Origin of the sequence: Xylanibacter ruminicola (genome assembly GCF_900142525.1) — a bacterium.
In the GTDB taxonomy this organism is placed as follows: Bacteria; Bacteroidota; Bacteroidia; order Bacteroidales; family Bacteroidaceae; genus Prevotella; species Prevotella ruminicola_A.
In genome coordinates this window covers 1-23,020 of the sequence record NZ_FRBD01000001.1, presented here as the reverse complement: position 1 = coordinate 23,020, position 23,020 = coordinate 1, and the positions used below count along the sequence as shown (strand labels likewise).

Sequence of the window (23,020 nt, the reverse complement as noted above, 5' to 3'; positions counted from 1 at the left end):
GAAAGAATATTTTGTGTCATTTTGTCAGAAAATCTGTCTTTTTGGCGGAAAATGGTAAAATCCATATAAATGGGGATTGCAAAATTGGCGGAAAGTGTGTACCTTTGCAACCGCAAACATAAGTTGTAAATAAATGAATAAGAAGATTGTTTTCGTGCTTTTGGCACTGGGTGGGCAGCTCTCGGCTGGCGCCACCCCTCTCAAGAGCCTCGATACCGAGGCCCTTTCAGACTCTAGTAAAGTAGTAGACCTTGACGAAGTGGTAGTTGTTTCTCAGCCTAAGGAGCAGGTGCGCCTGCGCCTGCAGCCTGTGAGCAGTAACGTGTTTGGTAGCGAGCAGCTGCAGCAGCTCAACGTGCGCGATCTGAGCCAGCTCTCGCAGTACGTACCATCGTTCGTGATGCCTAGCTATGGCTCGCGCCTCACATCATCTATGTATGTGCGCGGTATAGGTTCGCGTATCAACAACCCTGCCGTTGGTGTTTATTACGACAACATACCATTGATGTCGAAGTCGGCATTTAATAACCACTTCTATATGCTGGATCGTGTGGATGTGCTGCGTGGTCCTCAGGGAACGCTTTATGGACAGAACACGGAGGGTGGACTGGTTCGTATCTACTCAAAGAATCCAATGAACTATCAGGGCACTGATATCCGACTGGGAATTGGTACCGGACTATATAGTAATGTGGAGGTGGCTCACTACCATCGCCCCAGCGAGAAGTTTGCGTTTAGCGTAGCTGGTTTCTACAGCGGACTGAAGGGCTTTATCAACAACCAGAACTTCGATAAGAAGAACGATCTGACCAATGAGGCTGGTGGTAAACTGCGTCTGATGTATGCCCCCACTAAGAAACTGACCTTTGATTGGACGGCTGATTATCAGTACGTGAATCAGAATGGTTTCGGTTATGGCGAGCTGAACCTTGATAATAATAAGGTGACTGATCCATCGACTACCATTATGAACGGTTACAAGCGCAATATGCTGAATACGGGTTTGAACATCAGCTATAATACCGATCAGTTCTTGTTTACCTCAACCACCAGCTATCAGTTCCTGGAGGATCTGATGCAGATGGACCAGGATTATATGGCTGGCGACTACTTGCGCCTGGAGCAGCGCCAGAAGATGAATGCGCTGACTCAGGAGTTTGTGCTGCGTAACCATGGTACTTCGCGCTGGCAGCACACCACAGGACTGTTTGGATCGTACCAGTGGATGCGTACTGATGCGCCCGTTTTCTTTGGCGAGGGTATTACAGCACCTATTGGCAATGCCATTGCAACTGCAATGAAGAACTCTATGATTAAAGGTATGCTGGGTCGCTTTATGGCTCAGGGCATGACTGCCGAGCAGGCTCAGACTGCAGCAGAGGCTGCTGTAGAGAAGATGGGTGTGACTATGACTGCCGAGATGGCTGTGCCTGGATTGTACCGCACACCACAGATGAGTCTGGGACTCTATCACGAGTCGAACATCCTGATCACAGATCGTCTAAAGGCAACTGTTGGTCTGCGTCTGGCTCACGACTGGGCTAAGATAGAATATGATGCACTGGCCTATATGAACATGACTGGTGGAACTGCTTCGGCTACAGCCACTTATCATCTTACATCGCACATTGCCGACAATCGTTCAAAAAGCTTCACCCAGTTGTTGCCTAAGTTTGCACTGACTTATAGCTTCGACGAGAACATCGGTAATATCTATGCGCTGGTGTCAAAAGGCTATCGTGCTGGAGGCTACAACTTCCAGATGTTCAGCGATATTCTGCAGACCGACCTGAATGCGCACCAGCAGGATGCCATGCGTGGCGATTACGATGTGGAGCACACTGCTGCCGACTATGATGCCATAGAGGAGACCACACAGTATAAGCCAGAGGAGAGTTGGAACTACGAGCTGGGTACGCACCTGAATCTGTTTGGTGGTAGCACTCACTTCGATCTCGCCCTTTACTTCATGCAGCTTCGTAATCAGCAGTTGTCTGTGATGATGCCTGGTAGTAACTACGGTCGTATCATGGTGAATGCAGGTAAAAGCCACTCATGCGGTGTGGAAGCAACCTTACGTGGACGTGCATTTGATAATGCACTGGATTGGAGCGTAACTTATGCATTTACTAATGCGAAGTTCGATGACTATAAGCTTTCTTTAGGCATTGATAAGAGTGGCTTGGCAACAGACAACTTTGGTTATAGCTATGATGGAAACTATGTGCCTTTTGTGCCTCAGCATGCCTTCAGCACTATGGCTGACTGGCATATTGGTAAGTTTACCATCGGTGCTAACGTGGCTGGTCAGGGTAAGACCTGGTGGGATGAGGGCAATTCTTTTGCCCAGAAGTTCTATGCCACCGTTGGTGCTCATGCCGATTACGACTTTGGTCCAGTTGTTGTAACTTTGTGGGGCCGCAACCTCACTGATACGAAGTACAATACCTTTGCTATTGCCAGCAGTGCAGTAGGTGGTACGCATTACTTCGCCCAAAAGGCTAATCCAATACAGGTTGGGTTAGATGTAAACATACATCTTTGATCACCTTACTCCCCACCCCTCAGAGGGGAGGGGAGTATTTTTTTGTATTTCAGTTAGGGAACGTTTCATTCCCAGTTAGGGAACATTTCATTCTCCTACGGGGAAAATAATAAACCCTCACCAATTGGTGAGGGTTATCTTTTTGTAAAGTAATCAAATTACTTACGGAGACCGAGGGCCTTGATGATTGCACGATAACGATTGATGTCGTTATTGTACAGGTACTTCAGCAACTTACGACGCTTACCTACCAGCATGGTCAGTGAGCGAGCAGTGTTGTGGTCCTTGTGATTCTTCTTCAGGTGCTCTGTGAGGTGAGAGATACGATAGCTGAAGAGAGCAATCTGTGCCTCAGCTGAACCTGTATCAGTAGTGCTCTTACCGTACTGACCGAAGATCTCCTCCTTCTTTGCCTTGTCTAAATACATAATTAATAATGTGATTAAAATAATGTGCAATAACATTTTTCAAACGCGATTCCTGCCTAATCACCAGCAGGTTTACGTCGTCAAATGCTCCGGATTTTCCGAAATGCGGCTGCAAAGGTAATACAATTTCCCAATTCCACCAAATAATTTTGGCACGAATTACGCGAATTATGTGAAAAAATGATGTGTTTTAGATAAAAAATCGTGAAATTCGTGTAATTCGTGCCTAAAAATGTGTACCTTTGCACCCGAAATTTAAGTATATTAATATGCAGGATATCAGAAACATAGCAATTATTGCACATGTTGACCACGGAAAAACTACTCTTGTGGACAAGATGATGCTGGCTGGACACCTGTTCCGTGAGGGACAGAATCTCAGCGATCAGGTATTGGATGCCAACGACTTGGAGCGCGAGCGTGGTATCACTATTCTTTCTAAAAACGTCAGTATCAATTGGAAGGGCGTTAAAATCAATATCATCGACACTCCAGGACACTCTGATTTTGGTGGTGAGGTAGAGCGAGTGCTCAATATGGCCGATGGCTGTCTGCTGTTGGTGGATGCCTTTGAGGGGCCTATGCCTCAGACTCGTTTCGTGTTGCAGAAGGCGCTTGAGATTGGTCTTAAACCTATCGTAGTGGTAAATAAGGTAGACAAACCTAATTGTCGCCCTGAGGAGGTTTACGAGATGGTATTTGATCTGATGTTCTCGCTCAATGCTACTGAGGAGCAGCTCGATTTCCCTGTAGTATATGGTTCGGCTAAGAACGGCTGGATGGGTGAGGATTATAAGAAGCCAACAGATAATATCACCTATCTGCTCGATAAGATTATTGAGATGATTCCTGCTCCAAAGCCTATTGAGGGTACGCCACAGATGCTTATCACATCGCTCGACTACTCAAGTTATCAGGGACGTATCGCTGTAGGTCGTGTACACCGTGGTACTCTTAAGGATGGCATGTGGGTAACCATTGCCCATCGCGATGGTTCGATGGAGAAAACTAAGATTAAGGAGCTTCACACTTTCGAGGGTATGGGCCATGTACGTACTGATCAAGTAGAGTGTGGCGATATTTGTGCCGTTATCGGACTGGAGAAGTTTGAGATTGGCGATACCATTTGCGATATCGAGAATCCAGAGCCTATGACGCCTATTGCCATCGACGAGCCTACTATGTCGATGCTCTTTATGATTAATGACTCACCTTTCTTTGGTAAGGAGGGTAAGTTTGTTACTTCACGCCACATCAACGATCGTTTGGAGAAAGAGTTGGAGAAGAATCTGGCTCTGCGTGTAGCTCCATTCGAGGATAGTACTGATAAGTGGATTGTATCAGGACGTGGTGTGCTGCACCTCTCAGTGCTGGTAGAGACTATGCGTCGTGAGGGCTACGAGCTTCAGGTAGGTCAGCCACAGGTTATTTATAAGGAGATTGATGGCGTGAAACATGAGCCTGTAGAGGAACTCACCATCAATGTACCTGAGGAGTTTGCCTCGAAGATGATTGATATGGTAACCCGTCGTAAGGGCGAGATGATCTCGATGGAGAGTCAGGGTGAGCGTATCAATATTGAGTTCGATATCCCATCGCGTGGTATTATCGGATTGCGTACCAATGTGCTCACAGCCAGTCAGGGCGAGGCTATCATGGCTCACCGCTTTAAGGAGTATCAGCCATATAAGGGTGAGATTGAGCGCCGTGTAAATGGTTCGATGATATCGATGGATACAGGTAATGCCTTTGCTTATGCCATCGATAAGTTGCAGGATCGCGGTAAGTTCTTTATCGATCCAGGTGAGGATGTGTATGCAGGTCAGGTAGTGGGTGAGCATGTTCACGACAACGACCTCGTTGTTAATGTGTGCAAGGCTAAACAGCTTACCAATGTACGTGCATCAGGTACCGATGATAAGGCTCGTATCATTCCAAAGACAGTTATGAGTCTTGAGGAGTGCCTCGAGTACATCAAACAAGATGAGTTAGTTGAGGTAACACCTAAGTCTATGCGTATGCGCAAGACTATTCTCGACCACGATCAGCGTAAGAAGGCTAATAAGGTTTAAACAATTTAATACAAAAATAAAAAAAGTGGCAAAACGTTTGGAAGTTTGCCACTTTTTTTTTATCTTTGCCCACAGAAACCTAAAATAATTAATGAAACCGAAAGTTCTACATCTATTGCCGAGTTCGCTATCAGCCAAACTTAGTTTGTGGGTGATGCTTTTTGTAGCCATGTTGTTCTTGGCAACATTCTCGCTGATGTTCTACTATGCGCGTCAGGCCGTAAGGACTGAGGCCGAGGGTAAAGCTGAAGATCTGCTGCAGAAGATGGAGATAACGGTGCAGAACACGCTAGGTGAGAAAGAGGTTGTGGCACGACAGACATGTTGGAACGTGGAGCAGAACTTGCACAACCCAGCCCAGTTGAATAAGTATTTACAGGAGATACTTAGAAACGAGCCAGAAATCATTGGTGTAGCAGCAGCATTTGAACCTGACTACTACCCTAACATATCAGGTGATTATATGATCTATTATTATCGCAAAGGTTCTCATCTGATTAAGAGTGAACAGTTTGCTGGCGAATCGTATATACATCAGCCATGGTATGAAGTGACAAAGGAACGCAACGCAGAATATTGGAGTGATCCTGTAGAAAATTACAAGACTAATGGCGAACCCATTATTTCATTTGGTCTGCCACTGCATGATGGCGATAAGACGGTGGGCGTGTTTGCCATTGATATATCGCTTTATTGGTTGTCATCCACTATTGAGGATAAACGTCCGTCGCCCAATATGTATGGCGGTGTGGCTACGCGCAAGGGCGCCTTTATCGTGCATCCAGACACAACTATGCTGAAACCAGGATCTATGTTCAAGTTGATGGAGCAATTTCCTAGCGATAAATATAGTTTTGTGGCTTACAAAATGCTTGGTGGAGAAACAGGGTCGGCATTACTGGACTTTTATGGAACAAAGAGTTTTATTGCCTATAAACCACTTGAGGGTACACAGTGGGTGCTGGATTTGGTATGTCCTGAGGAGGAGGTGATGGGCCCCTACAATCACCTGATATTGCTGATGGTGCTGATAGTAATATTGGCCATCATGGCGATATCAGCCTTCTTCTACTTCTTTATACATCGCGAACTGATACCGTTGCGCTCACTTGAGGCATCGGCTAAACAGATGACGCAAGGAAACTATTACGCTCCTGTTTCTACAAGCGGTAGACAAGACGAAGTGGGAAGTCTGACAAACAGTTTCGTGGCTATGAGGCGCTCCATCAGAAAGCACATTAACGAGATTAATCGCACACGTGAGAAACTGGACGAACAGAATAAGGCTCTGAATGAGGCTCATGAACACGTGAAGGAAGCTGAAAGAGTGAAAACAGCCTTCCTGCAGAATATGACCGACCAGATGAACGAGCCTGTGTTGGAGATCTCAAGCATGGTAAACGAGGTGAGAGAACATCTGGACGAGATGAATCACGAACAGATAGTGAAGATAGCCGATAAGATGGATGGTAATACCCAGACCATTACACGGTTGCTGACACGAATGCTTGAGGTGGCTACCAAACAAGATAATAAGGAGGACTGCGGATGAAAAGACTTCTAAGCTTTATAAATGGAAAGCTATCGCTGAAGCTGAGCCTTGGCATAACGCTGTTCCTGATGATGATATTTACTTTGTCGCTAGGCATCCTGTTTATGCAAACACGACAGATGGTGAAAGAGGAGGCCATCAGTCGTGCTGAGCAAGAATTGGAGAATATGGTGCAACGTGTGGATGGAGCTATGAACGAGGTTGAGGTGGCTACGCGAACGGCAGAATGGCATCTGGACGATGAGCAGCTAAAGCCCGACTCGCTGTTAAACGACGCCCGACGTATAGTGGCCATGAATCCTAACTTTGATGGATGCTCGATATCGATGGAGCCCAACTTCTTCCCACAGATAGGCCGTTACTTCTCAGTCTATGCATATCACATTGGCGATAGTGTGAAGGCGAAGGTTGAAGAGCCATACGATTATTTTGACAAGATCTACTATAAAACTCCGATATCATTGGGTAAACCAAGTTGGGTTGAGGCGTATTCAGAGAATACTGAAGGTGTAGCATCTGAAAGTTATGAAGATTTAATTGTGTCGTATGGTGTTCCAATGTATAATGGTAAAAGAGAGGTTATAGGTGTGATATCTACCGACCTGTCGGTGCCTTGGCTGGCAGAGGTGGTGCAGGAGTTTAAACCCTATGAGAGTTCGTATTGCGTTATGTTGGGTTCCGATGGACAGTACCTGATACATCCTGATACTACCAAGCTGATGCGCCAGACGATATTCACAGATTTGGATCCCAATAAACAGCAGGATTTGATTTCGCTGGGCCACGAAATGTTGTCTGGTAACAAGGGTGTTATGAGTGTTGTCATTAATGGCAAACGCTGTATAGCTCTTTACCAATCGTTGCAGCGTGCGCCATGGAGTGTGACGTTGATATGTCAGGAGTCTGAGATTCTGGCCGGTTACACCAAACTGTTGTATATACTGATACCGTTGCTGGTATTTGGCCTCTTGGTGATACTGGTATTCTGTATGAACGTGGTTGCAAATATGGTGACCCCCATCAACAGCCTGACTGAGCAATTAAGCTACATCACCAACGGACACTATGACGAGACGATTGATACTACTGATAGGCGCGATGTGATAGGAAGGCTGCAGAATAACTTTGCTGAGATGCAGAAAGCATTGTCCTACCAGATTACTAGTCTTCAGGAGGTCAATGCTGCCACCAAGCAGATGAATAAAGAGTTGGCTGAGGCTAACGAACAGGTGAACATGGCTGTAGAGAAGAAAAATGAATTCTTGAAAGACGTTACCCACCAGATACGTACACCGCTGAATATCATCAATGGATTCATCCAAGTGCTTCGCGACGACTATGATTCGATACCAAAAGAAGAGGTTAACAACATTCTGGAAACGATGCTGACCAACGCTATCAGCATCAGCCGAATGGTAAGTATGCTGATGGTGGCTGCCAATAGCGATGTCAAGGTGAATACCACAGAGAAGGTAAACGTGCACAAGTTGGTTGGCTTCTTGGAGCATCTGGCTAATACCAATCCACCATACACTTTCGACTTGACTACTGAGGTGAATGTGTCTAAGGACTTTGTTGTTAAGAGTAACTGGGAGTTCCTGGCTAAGGCCATCTTAGAGCTGATATATAATGCTAAGAAGTTTACAACCGAGGGTTATATTAAACTATCAGTTAGAGCCGAAGGACTTACCGTGGTGTTTGAAGTAGAGGATACAGGACCTGGCATCAGGAAGGAAACGCAGGAAAAGCTGTTTGCGACTTTCGAAAAAGGCGATATCTTTAATGAGGGATTAGGACTTGGATTGCCTTGTTGCAAGCAGATGATAAGACTGCTGGGAGGCGATTTGAGATACGACACAAACTATACTAATGGCTCTAGATTTATAGTGATAATCCCCAATAGTAGCGGTAACGGAAAGGGTTACGTTAACGTTTGAGTAAAAAAAAGGAGATAAACGCACGTTATTTATATAATAATGTGTAACTTTGCACCAAAAATCGACTAAAAACAATGGAACAAGTATTCAGTTACATTATCAGTTTGGGTGCATCGGTCATGATGCCTATCCTGTTTACAATCATAGGTCTTTGCATCGGACTGAAATTTGGAAAGTCTTTGAAGTCTGGACTTTACGTAGGTGTGGGATTCGTAGGTTTGGGTATTGTTACAGCCCTGCTCACCAACAATTTCGGCTCTCCGCTTTCAGAGATTTCAAGGTTATATCATTTACAGCTTGGTGTATTCGACATGGGTTGGCCTGCTGCTGCGGCTGTGGCCTATAATACTGCTGTGGGCGCATTGATTATTCCTATCTGTCTGGGTGTTAACTTCCTGATGCTCATCACTAAGACCACACGTACGGTTAATATCGACCTGTGGAACTATTGGCACTTTGCCTTTATTGGTGCGGTGGCTTATTTCGTGATGGATCAGAGTCTGGCGTGGGGCTACTTTGCCGCCATCGTGTGCTATATCAACACACTGGTGATGGCCGACCTCACAGCGCCTAAGTTCCAAGGCTATTACGAGGGTATGGAGGGTATCTCGATACCACAGCCTTTCGTACAGAGTTTCACTCCGTTCGCCATGCTGGTGAACAAAGGACTGGATATGATTCCAGGATTCTCAAAGCTGGATATTGATGCTGAGGGACTGAAAAAGAAGTTTGGCGTGCTGGGTGAGCCTCTGGTGCTGGGTGTGATTGTTGGAGCGCTGATTGGTGCTTTGGCTCAGCTTGACATTAAGAAAATCCTGTTCTTGGGTGTGACTATGGGTGCAGTGATGGAGTTGATTCCTCGTATCACCAAACTGTTTATCGATGGACTGATGCCTATCTCTGAGAAAACTCAGGAGGTAGTGAAGAATAAATTCAATGGTAAGAAGGTTTATATTGGCATGTCGCCAGCCTTGGTGATTGGTCATCCTACTACTTTGGTCGTATCATTGTTGCTGATACCAGTAACACTTGGTCTGGCTGTCATCCTTCCTGGTAATGAGTTCTTGCCTTTGGCATCTTTGGCTGGCATGTTCTACGTGTTTGTCATGGTGCTGCCTTACACCAAGGGTAATGTGGTAAAGACCTTTATCGTAGGTTTGGTAGCGCTGGCCATTGGTCTGTGGTTTGTTACTGATATGGCTCCTGCCTTCACGCAGGCTGCCCACACCGTATTCGAGCAGACGGGCGATAATGCTGCCAAGATTCCTGAGGGCTTCGAGGCAGGTGCACTCGATTTTGCTTCGAGCCTGTTTGGCTGGACTATCTACAAGTGCGTGAATAACCTGCAGTGGGTTGGCATGGGTGTTCTCACCATCTTCACTGCTGGTATGATGTGGTGGAACCGCAAGCGTATCATCGCTGATGAAAAGAAGGATTAATGGACCTACGGAAAAACAGAAAAATAATAATTAATAAAACAATGAAGAAAACGTTTTTTACTTTGATGCTTATGGGAAATCTGATGACGGCCTTTGGCCAGCAGAACATGACGTTCCAAACGGCTTGTCACCCTGCCGATGTGAAACACTACGACACGCAGACGCTGCGCGATCGCTTTGTAATGGAGAAAGTGATGGCTCCAGATGAGATTAACCTCACTTACTCGTATTACGATCGCTTTATCTACGGAGGTGCTATGCCTGTGAATAAGGATCTGAAGCTGGAGACTCATCCCCAGCTGCGTGCCGACTATTTTATGCGTAATCGCGAATTGGGTATCATCAATACTGGTGGCGATGGCGTAGTGATTGTCGACGGTCAGGAGTATCCTCTGGGCTATAGCGAGGCACTCTACGTGGGTCGCGGATGGCTTGGTAAGGATAAGAAAGGCAACGATATCGACTCGAACAAGGAGGTTATCTTCCGTTCAAAGGATCCCAAGAAGCCAGCAAAGTTCTACCTGAACAGTGCTACTGCTCACCAGCACTACAAGACTCAGTGGGTGACACTCGACGGACGTAAGAATGGTAAGGTGCAGAGCCTGAAGGCTGTAATTGTTGGTACCAAGGAGAAGCCTCTGGGCACTAAGGCCGAGAGCAACCAGCGTACTATCAACCAGCTGATTGTGAATACTGCCCTCGAGGAGGGTCCATGTCAGCTGCAGATGGGACTGACCCAATTGCAGGAGGGTAGTGTATGGAACACCATGCCTCCCCACACCCATGGTCGTCGTATTGAGGCTTATTACTACTTCAATCTGCCTGAGAACCAGCAGATCAGTCACGTGATGGGTGAGCCTCAGGAGACACGTGTGGTTTGGCTGAAGAACGAGCAGGCTATCATGAGCCCAGAGTGGAGCATCCACTGCGCTTCGGCTACCTATTACTATACCTTTATATGGGGTATGGCTGGTGAGAACCTGAACTATAATGATAAAGACAACATCGAGGTCAAGGACCTGCGATAATTGACAATTGACAATTATGACTCCTATTCAGACTACAAAAATGTCCAACTTCCGTTGGGTCATCTGTGCGCTGCTGTTCCTTGCAACCACAGTCAACTATATGGACCGTCAGGTTCTGTCGCTCACTTGGAAAGACTTTATTGCCATCGATTTCCATTGGACTGATGCCGACTATGGTAAGATTACGGGTTTGTTCTCGCTTTTCTATGCCATTGCCAATCTGTTCTCTGGTAAGTTCATCGACTGGATGGGCACCAAGAAGGGTTACCTCATTGCCATCTTCGTTTGGAGCACAGGTGCTGTAATGCATGCTGGCTGTGGATGGGTAGCTATGAACATCGAGGGTTACGATAGCATCGAGGCTCTGCGTATGGTGCAGGCTGGTAGCGATGCTGCTGTAGCCATTGCCACCATCTCTGTATGGTTGTTCCTCTCTTGTCGTTTGATTCTGGCAGTTGGTGAGGCTGGTAACTTCCCTGCAGCCATCAAGGCTACTGCCGAGTACTTCCCCAAGAAGGACCGTGCCTTCTCTACCTCTATCTTTAATAGTGGTGCATCAGTAGGTGCGCTTGCAGCTCCTGCCACTATTCCCCTGTTGGCTCGTGCCTGGGGCTGGGAGATGGCGTTCATCATCATTGGTGTGCTGGGTTATGTATGGATGGGCCTCTGGATGTGGCTCTACGAGAAGCCTCGTGCCAATAAGTTTGTGAATCAGGCAGAGTTGAATTATATTGAGCAGGATAACGATCTCAAAGAGGTGCAGGATCGCGCCAAGGTGAAGGAGGAGAAGGCTATCCCATTCTTCCAGTGCTTTACCTATCGTCAGACATGGGCTTTCCTCGTTGGTAAGCTGATGACTGATGGTGTGTGGTGGTTCTTCCTGTTCTGGGCACCTGCTTACTTCAGCGATCAGTATGGTTATACTTCTGATTCGGCTATGGGTATTGCGCTCATCTTTACGCTCTACCTCATAGTAACAGTGCTGAGTATTGGTGGTGGCTATCTGCCCACATACTTTGTCGATAAGAAGGGCATGAACCCTTATCTGGGTCGTATGCGCGCCATGTTGATTTTTGCTTGCTTCCCTGTATTGGGTCTGTTGGCTCAGCCTCTGGGCGCATATAGCGCATGGTGGCCAGCCATCTTGATTGGATTGCTGGGTGCAGGTCATCAGGCTTGGAGTGCTAACCTCTTCTCTACCATTGGCGATATGTTCCCCAAGTCAACCATTGGTACTATCGTAGGATTGGGAACCATGACTGGTGGTTTTGGCTCTATGGCTATCAACATGGGCTCTGGTGAGTTCTTCACTTGGGCAGCTAATCAGGGTGCCAACTTCCAGTTCTTTGGATTCGAGGGCAAGCCTGCTGCCTACATGGTTGTGTTCTGTATCTGTGCTGTGGCTTATCTCATAGGATGGGTCATCATGAAGGCGCTGGTACCAAAGTACAAGCCAATCGTAGTAGAAGACTAAGAAGTGAATAGTGAATAGTGAAAAGTGAAAAATAAAGGGTTTCTCAATCGAGAAACCCTTGTTTTTTCAATATCTCCATCAATCCTGCTGACATCGCTTCGTTATCTTTACGCGTGTAGCGGATGTCTGTGAATATCTGGGCGAGCGTTTCTTTGTGGTTAATCTTCACAAAGTTCTTGTTCTCTTCCAGATTCTCTTTGGCCTCGTAGTATTTGTCAATGTCCATGCCCAGGTAATCGTGGTAGGTCTCCTGATGTACAAAACTCTCTAATGGCAGTCTGTCTGACAGGGCAGGCTCCTCAGCAGGCCATCCTATGGTGAGTGTAGCCACTGGCATCACCAGCTTTGGCAACTGCAGAATGTCGATAATCTGCTGAGGCTGATAGACTGTGGTGCCCAGATAGCAGTAGCCCAGGCCCTCTTCGTCCATCAGGTTGCAGAGTGTCTGTGTGTAGAGTAGGGCATCAGTAGCGGCATTGATAAACGACAGGAAGTTGTCGTATCCTGGCTCTGCCTTACGGCATTTTGCCCAGAAACTGGTGCGATTAAAGTCGGCACAGATGGTGAGCACCACAGGAGCCTCCTTTACCATGGGCTGGTTGAAGTGGGCAGGCGAGAGTTTCTCCTTCATCTCGGCCTGACGAGTCACCACTACGCTGTAGAGTTGCAGGTTTCCCATAGTCTGGGTGCGTGCAGCCTCTGTCATCAAGCGGTTCAGTAACTCCTCGCTCACATCCTGTTGGGCGTATTTTCTGATGGTTCTACGTGTCAATAAATTCTTCATATCTCTTAATTTTGCTTATAAAAATCTGATATTTAGTAAGTTTTGGATGCAAAAATACAAATAATTCTCAATTTATTATTAACTTTGCACGCAAAAATTAAATGTTATGGAAGAAAACTTGCGTAGTGCGCTAGTTCAACGAATTGCTCACGAACTAACATTAATCGGGCAGAAATCTGACAGTTCGCTTTCTGAAGAGCGTGTTTCTGCTTTGTTGGAGCAGTGCCTGCAGTCAATTAGTCCCAGTGATGCCGACTTGATAGCCAGTCTGTCAGCTCAGGCCATTGATATTTTCCTTCAGGGGCGTAGGCCTGATGTTACTGAGGTGCGTCCTCAGGTGCTGGAGTGCGACGTGGTTAGATTCCAGAACAATCGTGAGAAGTGGGTGGCACTGGTAGGATTGCTTGATGGTTATCCATACGAGATCTTTACTGGACTTGCTGATGATGATGAGGGCATCTATCTGCCCAAGAATCTGACAAAGGGTAAGATTATCAAGCAGGTAAACCCTGACGGTTCCAAGCGTTACGACTTCCAGTTTGAGAATAAGCGTGGTTATAAAACTACTGTCGAAGGCCTTTCTGAGAAGTTCAACCCTGAGTATTGGAACTATGCTAAACTCATATCAGGCGTGCTTCGTTATCGTATGCCTATCGAACATGTCATCAAGCTTGTGGGCTCTCTGTCGCTGAAGGATGAGAGCATCAATACCTGGAAGACTGGTGTTGAGCGAGCTCTGAAGAAGTATGTTCCAGGTAACAACGATGAGACTGAACATGAGGAGGTAGATGAGTAAGGAGTTGAGAAGTTGAAGAGTAAAGGATACATATTTCTGCAGAACGTTTGCTTTTATGCTTTCCATGGGGTGATGCCCCAGGAGCAGAAGGTGGGAGGTGAGTTCTTGGTTGATCTGCGTGTGGGATATCCCCTTGACGCAGCCTTGCAGTCAGACGATGTGGCTGATACATTGAACTATTCTGAGCTATACCAGTTGGTGAAATCAGAGATGGAAATACCCTCGAAATTGCTGGAGCATGTGGCTGGTCGTATCGTAAAGAAGATCAATGAGCAGTTTCCTAAGGTGTCGTCTATCAATCTGAAGATAACAAAAAAGAATCCACCCATGGGTGCCGATTGCGATGGCGCAGGAGTACATGTTATAGTTGATAATTGATAGTTGATAATTGATAATTGATAGTTTTGATTAGGTTAAGATATATATTAGGCGTTTTGATGTTGTGTGGGGCGGCGATGCTTCATGCAGCTAATAAGAATACTTTTACTTTGGTGGTTGATGCTGGTCATGGTGGCCACGATACAGGTGCTGTGGGTTCTATTTCGAAAGAGAAGAACCTGACACTTAAGTTTGCACTTGCCTTCGGACGACTGGTTGAGCAGAACTGCCCAGATGTGAAAGTGGTATATACACGTAAAACTGATAAATTCGTAGAGTTGTATCGTCGTGCTGAGATTGCCAATCAGGCCAAGGCCGATTTGTTTATCTCTATCCACATCAATGCCTTGCCAAAGGGTAGGGTGGCGCGTGGATTCCAAACCTATACGCTGGGCACCAGTAAGCGTACAGGCAAACAGACTGGTGTGCTTCAGAATCTTGAGGTGGCCAAGCGCGAAAACTCTGTTATCTTCCTTGAGAAGGACTATAAGCAGACTTATCAGGGCTATGACCCCAACTCGACTGAGAGCAACATCATGTTCGAGTTTGTTCAGGATAAGAACATGGAGAATAGCGTTGAGCTTGCCAAATATATGCAGAAGTACGTGTGCCAAGCCACTGGCAGACAGGATATGGGTGCGCAGCAGGATAATCTGGCTGTACTCCGCCTTTCGTCTATGCCAGGCGCCCTTCTGGAGCTAGGCTTCATCTCAACTCGCGATGAGGAGGATTTTATGAACTCTGCCAGTGCCGAGAATCTTTATGCTCGCGGCATGTTTAATGCGTTCCTTAATTATCGCAAGCGTCATGGTGGCAACATCACCATACCTTATATGAAGATCGACGATCCTGTGCCTGAGGTTCCTGTTACTGAAACAAAGGTAGAGCCTATCGAGGTTAAGTTAGTATCTGCTCCTGAACCAGAGCCAGCGCCTGAGGTGGTTTCTCCTCAGCCTGAACCAGCTAAGCCTTCAAAGTCTGAGCAGGCTGCGGCTGATGATGCACCTGTGTTCAAGGTTCAGATTTTGTCGAGCTCATCTAAGCTCAAGGCTGGCCATGCACGATTCAAGGGCCTGAGCGATGTAGAATACTATCAGGATGGTGGTATGTACAAGTACACAGTTGGTTCGTCAACAAATTATAATGAAATTTATCGTCTGCGCAAAGAGGTGGCTCAGAAGATTCCTGAGGCCTTTATCATCGCCTTTAAAGGCGGCAAGCGTGTAGACGTGAATGCAGCAATACGTGAGTTTAAATCAAAGAAATAATAGATATGAAGAGGTTCTCGAAAGAAATCCAGATTGCCCTTGTGGCTGTAGTAGGTATTATAGTACTCTACTTTGGTTTGCAGTTCTTAAAGGGAATGACGCTGTTTTCTACCGACAACAGATACTACGTTAAGTTCCAGGATGTAACAGGTCTCTCTGTGGCCAGTCCTATCTTTGCCAATGGCTATCGCGTAGGTGTGGTAGAAGGCATAGATTTCGATTATAGCAACACAGGCGAGATAGTTGCCACTATTGGTGTAGATAAGGATATGCAGGTGCCAAAGGGCAGCCGTGCTGAGATTTCTACCGACCTGATGGGTAATGTCAAGGTGCAGCTTGTTCTTGGAAACGTTACTGATGGCATGGTGGCTCCTGGCGATACCATTTCAGGTGGTCACCAGTTAGGCGCTATGGGCAAGGCTGCCGATATGATTCCAACTATCCAGCAGATGCTGCCTAAGCTCGATTCTATCCTGGCCAGTGTCAACACCTTGCTGGCTGATCCTGCCATTGCCAGTTCGCTGCATAATGTCGACCAGATTACAGCTAACTTGAATCGCACTTCACAGGATCTCAGTCAGCTCACGGCTCAGCTGAATCGTCAGATGCCACAGATGCTGAAGAATGCCGATGGTGTGCTGGCCAATACCAACCAGATTACCAAGAATCTGAATGAGCTCGACCTGGCTGCCACCATGAACAGCGTTAACACCACGCTGAAGAATGTTGAGCAGATGACGGCTACGCTCAATAGCAAGGAGGGTACATTAGGACTGCTGATGCGCGATCCAGGATTGTATAATAACCTGAATTCTACCATGATGCATGCCGACTCGCTGATGATCGATCTGAAGTCGCATCCAAAGCGTTATGTACATTTTTCGGTTTTTGGAAAGAAAGATAAGTAATTTAAATTTTGTCTAAATAAGCAGAAAAAATCCTCGGATAAACTCTGAGGATTCATCTGTTAAAATGTGTTGTTTGGTTGTGTAACAACCTGAAATACAGAGAAAAGTAATTCTGCAATAGCTGTATTTGGGGCATTTTGATGTGAAACGCTGTAACCTGCACACTTATAGTGAGTTACAAAAATCTGACTACACGTAGGTCGATATTCCCCATTTGCAAGTTACCAAAAAATGTATTACCTTTGCACCACATTTATCAACTCTACAAGCCTAAGTCTTGTATCAGTAATTTTAATAAAAAAGTAACATTCGCCAAATGAATAATAATCATCAGGCGCTCTGGGACGACTGCCTTCGTCTGATCCGAGCTAACGTAACAGAGCAGCAGTTTAAAACGTGGTTTGCACCAATTGTCTTCGAGTCGTACTCTGAGGCGCAGCACACTCTTTTGTTGCAGCTTCCCAGTATGTACGTGTTCGAATACCTGGAGCAGCACTACGTTGGATTATTAAGTAAGGTACTCGCGCGAGTGTTTGGAACTAGCGTCAAGCTAAACTACAGAATCGTTGAGGTAAAGGCCCAGCAGGGTCAAGGCCGCGATATAACTACTGATGTAGAGAGCGATGGCCCAAGTATCGAGACTGTTCCTGTTCGCCAGAACATCAACAAGTCGCCAAGCATGCTCGATGCTCCACGCCAGCAGCAGCTCAACCCCCAGCTCGATCCTAAGAAGAGTTTCAACAATTACATCGAGGGTGCTTCTAACAAGCTGCCTCGCACCGTTGGTCTCTCTATCGCTGAGCATCCAGGTAAGACTACCTTCAACCCCTTCTTTGTCTATGGCCCGTCAGGTTGTGGTAAAACCCACCTTATCAATGCCATCGGACTGAAGTGTTGTGAGACCTATCCGCAGAAGCGTGTGCTCTATGTTAGCGCCCGTCTGTTCCAGGTTCAGTTTACTGATTCTGTACGTCAGAATACCACAAACGATTTCATCAACTTCTATCAGAGTATCGATCTGTTGATTGTTGACGATATTCAGGAGTGGGTGAACTCTCCCAAGACACTCGATACCTTCTTCCACATCTTCGATCATCTGTTCCGCATGGGCAAGCAGATTATTCTGGCCAGCGACCGTCCTCCTGTTGATCTTACAGGCGTCAAGGACCGCTTGCTCACTCGTTTTGCCTGTGGACTGATAGCTGAGTTGGAGAAGCCCAACCCCCAGTTGTGTGTCGACATTCTGAGCGCCAAGTGTAAGCGCGACGGACTGAAGATTCCTGCTGATGTCATCGAGTTTATTGCTGAGACTGCTAATGGCAGCGTGCGCGATCTTGAAGGCGTGGTTAACTCGCTCATGGCATATTCTATCGTCTATAATTCTAATATCGATATGCGTTTGGCCGAGCGTGTCATCAAGCGTGCTGTAAAGGTGGATAATCATCCGCTCACCATCGACGATATTGTCGAGAAGGTTTGCAAGCACTATGGTGTCAATCAGCAGAATGTGTTCAGCAAGAGTCGCAAGCGCGATTATGTTCAGGCACGTCAGATTGCCATGTACCTGGCTCAGAAGCACACCAAGATGCCTGCATCACGTATTGGTCAGCTCATTGGTGGTCGCGATCACTCAACAGTTATCCATAGCTGTAACACCATCGAGAAGCGTTTGAAGATTGATAAGGGCTTCATGGCCGAGCTCAGTTCTATTGAGAATTCTTTCAAGTTGAAACAATAAGCAATCCTTTGCTCAGACCCCCTCTATCTCCCCCTACTCAGGGGGAGACTTTTTTGTGGGGTATTATTCTCCCTACTCAGGGGGTGGGGTATTCCCCTCCTCCCAGGAGGAGGGGAGTTCAGGTGGTCTGATCAAGGGCTTATAGCCTAAAGCTAAATCCTGCTATCAGCCATCGTCCTGGTTGCTCTACCAAGCCGAAATCGGCGTAACGTTTATCCAGCAGATTGTTCGCCTCCAGATACAGCTTATAGCTATTCTGTTGCCAGGTTAGGCGTGCATCCACCAGCGCATAAGGCTCGTAATCCAGTATGGCACCGCTAAAGTCGGTGTACTGCCCCACACGATCCTGCCAGCGCAGGTTCAGTCCTAACTGAAGGTGCTCTACAATGGGCACTTGCGCATTGGCTATCAGCTTATGGCGCAGATACTCCAGCGCATACTGCGATACGATGTTAGCCTCTTGCTCCTTGTTCTGGTTGATATAGCTGTAGCTGATAGTGAATAGTGAATAGTGGTTAGTGAATAGTTTGGCTTGCATCTTTGCATTGGCCTCGAATCCGATGCTATTCACCTTGGCGTGGTTCACGCTCTGCCATACGGCATCATCGCCCAGCGATGTGTCCATAATCCAGTCAATCATGTTTCGCCCGTGGTGATACCAGGCTGTGGCGCCTACACTAAGGTTCCCCCTAGTGTAGCTGCCACCAGCTTCGATGGCCGTCATTTCCTCTGGCTTCAGGTGTGGGTCGGCCTTGTAGCCCTGCAGCTTGTAGTACATCTCTGTAAACGATGGCATGCGTAGCGATGTGTTGATGGCTGCATGCAGTTTCCAGCTTGGGGTGGGGCGGTAGCTGATGTCGATGCCTGGATAAACAGTCATGTTCATGTTGCTCCATGTGTTCTTGACTGCTACCAGTCCTGCTGATATGGTGAGATTCTTCAGCAGCAGGTTGTGCTCCAGATAGCCGCTGATGTTGGTGCGATTTACGCCCAGCGTGTAGTCGCGATCAGTACCAGCTATATGGTGCGTCTGACTCAGAGGCTCGCCCAGGTTGCCGCTCACCAGGTCTTCGTTTCTTATCTCTGCTCCAAAGGCTGTGCGGCCTGCTTTCCAGTCGAAGTAGGCATTCATGCTCACCCCGTAGACGTCAGTACGATTGTAGTTGTACTTCATCTTCTCTGGTTCGCCACGATAGCCCTCGTAGCGGTCGCGGTTCTGATTCCAATAGATGCTTGGCGCAAAGTGCAGTCGGCCTCGCTTGGTCTCGCCCTGTATGGCCGAGTAAAGCTTGGTGGTGTGCTCATACTGGTTGTCGGCCTGCCATTTGGGTGTGGCGTAGAAGGTGCCGCTGCCCCAGCCTTTATCGGCTATGCCCAGATGCCAGTTCAGGCGTAGTTGCTCGTCCTCATACTGCCCTTGATAAAAGCCCTTGGCGCCGCTGTAGTCTGTGTTCAGCGTTCCTGCCTTGCATCGCGAGTAGCCATCGCTTCGCGAGTAATTCGCGGAAAGTGATTGGGTGATTTTCGAGGAAGGAGGAAGGGTGATGGCGGTGGTGCGAGCATACCTGAATCCCACATTGCCATATCCATACGATCCAATCTCGGCATGTATCTGTGCACAGTCATTTCTCGTACCCTCGTACTCCCGTACCTCCGTACCACCGAAATTGCCAGATCTTGTCACAATGTTCACTGCTCCCACCAGGCTCGAACTGCCGTAGATGCGGCCTGCAGGGCCCTCAATCACCTCTATGCGAACGATGTCGTTCAGGTCTACAGGCAGATCCATGGCATTGTGGCCCGTCTGTGGGTCGCAGATGTTGATGCCGTTCAGCAGTAGGATAATCTGGTCTTGCGTACCTCCGCGTATCGAGATGTCGGTCTGGGCGCCAATGGGTCCCCTTTGTCGCACATCTACGCCTACAGCGTATTTCAGCAAGTCGTTAACACTTTGTACTGGCGCCTGCGCAATATCCTGGCGATCCAGTACAGTTACCATTCTCGCAGCCTGACTCTTGGTCAGTGGCGCCCTCGATCCAGTCACGCTGACTTCATCGAGCATCATCTCGCGTGCAGTTGTCGTCGAAACGGAGTCGGAAACCACTGGTTTCGTGCTCACGCTTTCGGCCGATGCGTAGGTCAGTGTGGCTACTGATAGCACACTGCACACCACCTCGCGGCCCAGACAGCTGAAGAGCGAGTAGCCCTTGTTTCCGAAATGACGGAACACCAGGCGTTGGCGCTTCATGTTGAATGTTGGTTTGTACATAATAATTTTGTTTCCTAAAAAAAATCGAATGCAAAATTAATGTATTTTTTTCTAATTTACGTAATAAATCAATAAAACTTTGCAGATTTTTCAAGTTTTCTTTGTTTATTCCAATAATTATTCGCATCTTTGCACACTTTTTATTATTTAAGAAATGTACAATCAACTAAGCTAAGTGATGAAACAAAGTAAAGTAGCCCCCGCCCAGGGCAAATTGGGTATCTTGGTGGTTGGCTGTGGAGCCGTATCAACCACGTTTATGACAGGTGTGCTGATGGCGCGTAAGGGATTGGCTAAGCCAGTGGGCTCTATGACCCAGTACGATAAGATGCGCGTAGGCCGTGGTGCCGATGCTAAGTATCTGCATTATGCCGACATCGTTCCCCTGGCTAAACTCGACGACATCGTGTTCGGTTGCTGGGATGTTTATCCCCAGAATGCTTATCAGGCAGCCATGTATGCCGAAGTGCTTAAGGAGAAGGATATCAACCCCGTTCGCGAAGAACTGGAGCAGATTGTTCCCATGCCTGCAGCTTTCGACAAGAACTACGCCAAGCGTCTGGATGGCGACAATGTGAAACAGGGTTTGACCCGTTGGCAGATGGTAGAGGCTCTGCGCCAGGACATTCGCGATTTCAAGGCTCAGAAGGGTTGCGACCGCGTGGTTGTGCTCTGGGCTGCATCTACTGAGATCTACGTGCCCATCAACGAGCAGGTTCACTATCAGCTTACCGACCTCGAAGCCGCTATGAAGGCCGACGATCGCGAGCATATCGCCCCTTCTATGTGCTACGCCTATGCAGCACTCACTGAGGGCGCTCCTTTCATTATGGGTGCTCCTAACACCACAGTCGATATCCCTGCCATGTGGCAGCTGGCCGAGCAGACCAGAATGCCTATCGCTGGTAAGGACTTCAAGACTGGTCAGACCCTCGTTAAGTCTGGTTTCGCCCCCATCATCGGCACCCGTTGCCTGGGCCTGAGCGGATGGTTCTCAACCAATATCCTGGGTAATCGCGACGGACTGGTGCTCGACGAGCCTGCCAACTTCCGCACCAAGGAGGTCAGCAAGCTCTCTACCCTCGAGACTATCCTGAAGCCCGATGTACAGCCCGATCTCTACGGTCATGGCAACGACGAGGACACCCAGTACTACCACAAGGTTCGTATCAACTACTATCCCCCACGCAACGATAACAAGGAGGGTTGGGACAACATCGATATCTTTGGTTGGATGGGCTATCCCATGCAGATCAAGATCAACTTCCTGTGCCGCGACAGTATCCTTGCTGCCCCATTGTGCCTCGACCTCTGTTTGCTCAGCGATCTGGCAGCCCGTGCAGGCCGCTTTGGCACCCAGCGCTTCCTGTCGTTCTTCCTCAAGTCGCCTATGCACGACTATACTCAGGGCGAGGAGGCCGTGAATAACCTCTATCAGCAGTACACCATGCTCAAGAATGCCATCCGCGAGATGGGCGGCTACGAGCCTGATGAGGAGATAGATTAAACTATCATCATATAAAAAAAATGGGGGGGCCTTTTATTTAAAGCTCCCCTTTTTTTTGTTTGTAGGCTTTTCCTACATGCCCATGCACGATGTGGCTCCCAGTGCCGTCAGGATGGCTGATGCTATCGATGCGATAAGCTGAACGATGAATTTTGCGGTTTCTTTCTTGGTCATAGTTGTTTTTTGTTTTAATGGTTAATATTTCGGTAGCGGGGATACCTCCGTACCCCCGATTACTTAATCCCCTGGGTTAGGAGTGAGGCCGCCGGTTGGGCCGTCATCGTCGCCACCAGTGTCCTCGATGTCGCCTGTGTCGCCGCTGGTTACGCGCTTCAGAACCTTGCCGTCCTCATCCAGGCAGGTAATCTGAATCGAGGTATTCTTCAGCTCGTCCTTCACCTCCACGCTTGGAGTAAAGATGATGCGTCGCACGCTGATCAGGTTGGTCTTCACGTCCTCCAGATTCTCAACCGCCTTCGAGCGGACGCCGAAGCGCATGGTTCCCAGACCAGGCAGGGGGATAGAGTGACCCTCGGTAGCCCACGTGCGGAGCACTTCGCCAGCAGCATCCCAAGCCGCCTTGATCACACCTGCAGAGATACCTGAGTGGGTAGCAGCCTCTGCGAATACCTTCTTCTCCTGAATGGGCGAATACAGATCGGGACGCATCACGAACTTCATTCCAGGATTCTTACCAAGTTTTACTTCACGTCGCTGTGCAATTACTTTAATAGCCATAATTTTTAATTTTTAATGGTTTGCTCGGCTTTGCCGCTTGGCTCTGCCAAGAATGTTTAATAATTTCATGGTTCTCTCTTTGTCGCCTGTTTATCACTTCTACGGTCACTATTAATGTTTGCAATTGCTAGATTTAACTTGCGCAATTTCTAGATTTAA

The 23,020-nt window shown here is 47.5% G+C and carries 17 protein-coding genes and 1 pseudogene; 13 read left to right on the top strand and 5 right to left on the bottom strand.

What is annotated here, in order from left to right; translation table 11 throughout:
* Positions 1-133: 133 nt before the first annotated feature.
* Complete coding sequence (locus BUB86_RS00085; RefSeq protein ID WP_073203438.1) at positions 134-2,545, top strand: TonB-dependent receptor; 2,412 nt, start codon at positions 134-136, stop codon at positions 2,543-2,545.
* Positions 2,546-2,703: 158 nt separating this feature from the next.
* Here the strand turns inward: BUB86_RS00085 and rpsO are convergent, their stop codons facing one another.
* Positions 2,704-2,973: a 30S ribosomal protein S15 gene (rpsO, locus tag BUB86_RS00080; protein WP_013063513.1), complete on the bottom strand. Its 270-nt coding sequence runs from the start codon at positions 2,971-2,973 to the stop codon at positions 2,704-2,706.
* Positions 2,974-3,242: 269 nt separating this feature from the next.
* Between rpsO and typA the strand changes: the two genes are divergently transcribed.
* The 6 genes from typA (at position 3,243) to BUB86_RS00050 (ending at position 12,475) form a co-directional block, all read left to right on the top strand.
* Positions 3,243-5,045, top strand: coding sequence for a translational GTPase TypA (gene typA / locus BUB86_RS00075; protein ID WP_073203436.1), 1,803 nt, complete (start codon positions 3,243-3,245; stop codon positions 5,043-5,045).
* 91 nt (positions 5,046-5,136) lie between these two features.
* Positions 5,137-6,597: a methyl-accepting chemotaxis protein gene (locus tag BUB86_RS00070; RefSeq protein WP_081372997.1), complete on the top strand. Its 1,461-nt coding sequence runs from the start codon at positions 5,137-5,139 to the stop codon at positions 6,595-6,597.
* On the top strand, positions 6,594-8,534 hold the full coding sequence (locus BUB86_RS00065; RefSeq protein ID WP_073203434.1) for a HAMP domain-containing histidine kinase: 1,941 nt from the start codon (positions 6,594-6,596) through the stop codon (positions 8,532-8,534). Before BUB86_RS00070 ends, BUB86_RS00065 begins: the two co-directional genes overlap by 4 nt.
* A 74-nt stretch (positions 8,535-8,608) precedes the next feature.
* Positions 8,609-9,973: a PTS galactitol transporter subunit IIC gene (locus BUB86_RS00060; protein WP_073203433.1), complete on the top strand. Its 1,365-nt coding sequence runs from the start codon at positions 8,609-8,611 to the stop codon at positions 9,971-9,973.
* A 41-nt stretch (positions 9,974-10,014) separates the two neighbouring features.
* Entirely contained in the window at positions 10,015-11,001 is a 987-nt protein-coding gene (gene kduI, locus BUB86_RS00055) for a 5-dehydro-4-deoxy-D-glucuronate isomerase (RefSeq protein ID WP_073203432.1), read from the top strand.
* Positions 11,002-11,017: 16 nt separating this feature from the next.
* Entirely contained in the window at positions 11,018-12,475 is a 1,458-nt protein-coding gene (locus BUB86_RS00050; RefSeq protein ID WP_073203430.1) for an MFS transporter, read from the top strand.
* A gap of 43 nt (positions 12,476-12,518) precedes the next feature.
* On the opposite strand, the gene BUB86_RS00045 is transcribed toward BUB86_RS00050, so the two are convergent.
* Positions 12,519-13,259: a nitroreductase family protein gene (locus BUB86_RS00045; RefSeq protein WP_073203429.1), complete on the bottom strand. Its 741-nt coding sequence runs from the start codon at positions 13,257-13,259 to the stop codon at positions 12,519-12,521.
* Between the two features lie 310 nt (positions 13,260-13,569).
* On the opposite strand from BUB86_RS00045, the pseudogene BUB86_RS00040 reads away from it, so the two are divergent.
* The 5 genes and pseudogenes from BUB86_RS00040 to dnaA form a co-directional block, all read left to right on the top strand.
* Positions 13,570-14,010: pseudogene (locus BUB86_RS00040) on the top strand (ribonucleoside-triphosphate reductase); the annotation flags it as partial.
* A gap of 57 nt (positions 14,011-14,067) precedes the next feature.
* The gene (gene folB, locus BUB86_RS00035; protein WP_073203428.1) at positions 14,068-14,433 is read left to right on the top strand and encodes a dihydroneopterin aldolase; all 366 of its coding nucleotides are present in this window, start codon (positions 14,068-14,070) and stop codon (positions 14,431-14,433) included.
* A gap of 59 nt (positions 14,434-14,492) precedes the next feature.
* Positions 14,493-15,701: an N-acetylmuramoyl-L-alanine amidase gene (locus BUB86_RS00030; RefSeq protein ID WP_073203424.1), complete on the top strand. Its 1,209-nt coding sequence runs from the start codon at positions 14,493-14,495 to the stop codon at positions 15,699-15,701.
* 5 nt (positions 15,702-15,706) lie between these two features.
* Entirely contained in the window at positions 15,707-16,609 is a 903-nt protein-coding gene (locus BUB86_RS00025) for an MlaD family protein (protein ID WP_073203423.1), read from the top strand.
* Between the two features lie 316 nt (positions 16,610-16,925).
* Positions 16,926-18,347, top strand: a complete 1,422-nt coding sequence (gene dnaA, locus BUB86_RS00020; protein WP_073203421.1) for a chromosomal replication initiator protein DnaA — start codon at positions 16,926-16,928, stop codon at positions 18,345-18,347.
* A gap of 139 nt (positions 18,348-18,486) precedes the next feature.
* On the opposite strand, the gene BUB86_RS00015 is transcribed toward dnaA, so the two are convergent.
* Positions 18,487-20,616: a TonB-dependent receptor plug domain-containing protein gene (locus BUB86_RS00015; RefSeq protein WP_073203419.1), complete on the bottom strand. Its 2,130-nt coding sequence runs from the start codon at positions 20,614-20,616 to the stop codon at positions 18,487-18,489.
* Positions 20,617-20,794: 178 nt separating this feature from the next.
* On the opposite strand from BUB86_RS00015, the gene BUB86_RS00010 reads away from it, so the two are divergent.
* Positions 20,795-22,123: an inositol-3-phosphate synthase gene (locus BUB86_RS00010; RefSeq protein ID WP_073203418.1), complete on the top strand. Its 1,329-nt coding sequence runs from the start codon at positions 20,795-20,797 to the stop codon at positions 22,121-22,123.
* A 72-nt stretch (positions 22,124-22,195) separates the two neighbouring features.
* Here the strand turns inward: BUB86_RS00010 and BUB86_RS17395 are convergent, their stop codons facing one another.
* Together BUB86_RS17395 and BUB86_RS00005 are read right to left on the bottom strand one after the other, a co-directional pair.
* On the bottom strand, positions 22,196-22,297 hold the full coding sequence (locus BUB86_RS17395; protein ID WP_175549355.1) for a smalltalk protein: 102 nt from the start codon (positions 22,295-22,297) through the stop codon (positions 22,196-22,198).
* 63 nt (positions 22,298-22,360) lie between these two features.
* Positions 22,361-22,861 carry a DNA-binding protein gene (locus tag BUB86_RS00005; RefSeq protein WP_073203417.1) on the bottom strand — a complete coding sequence of 167 codons (501 nt, stop codon included), beginning with the start codon at positions 22,859-22,861 and terminating at the stop codon, positions 22,361-22,363.
* Positions 22,862-23,020: the final 159 nt, after the last annotated feature.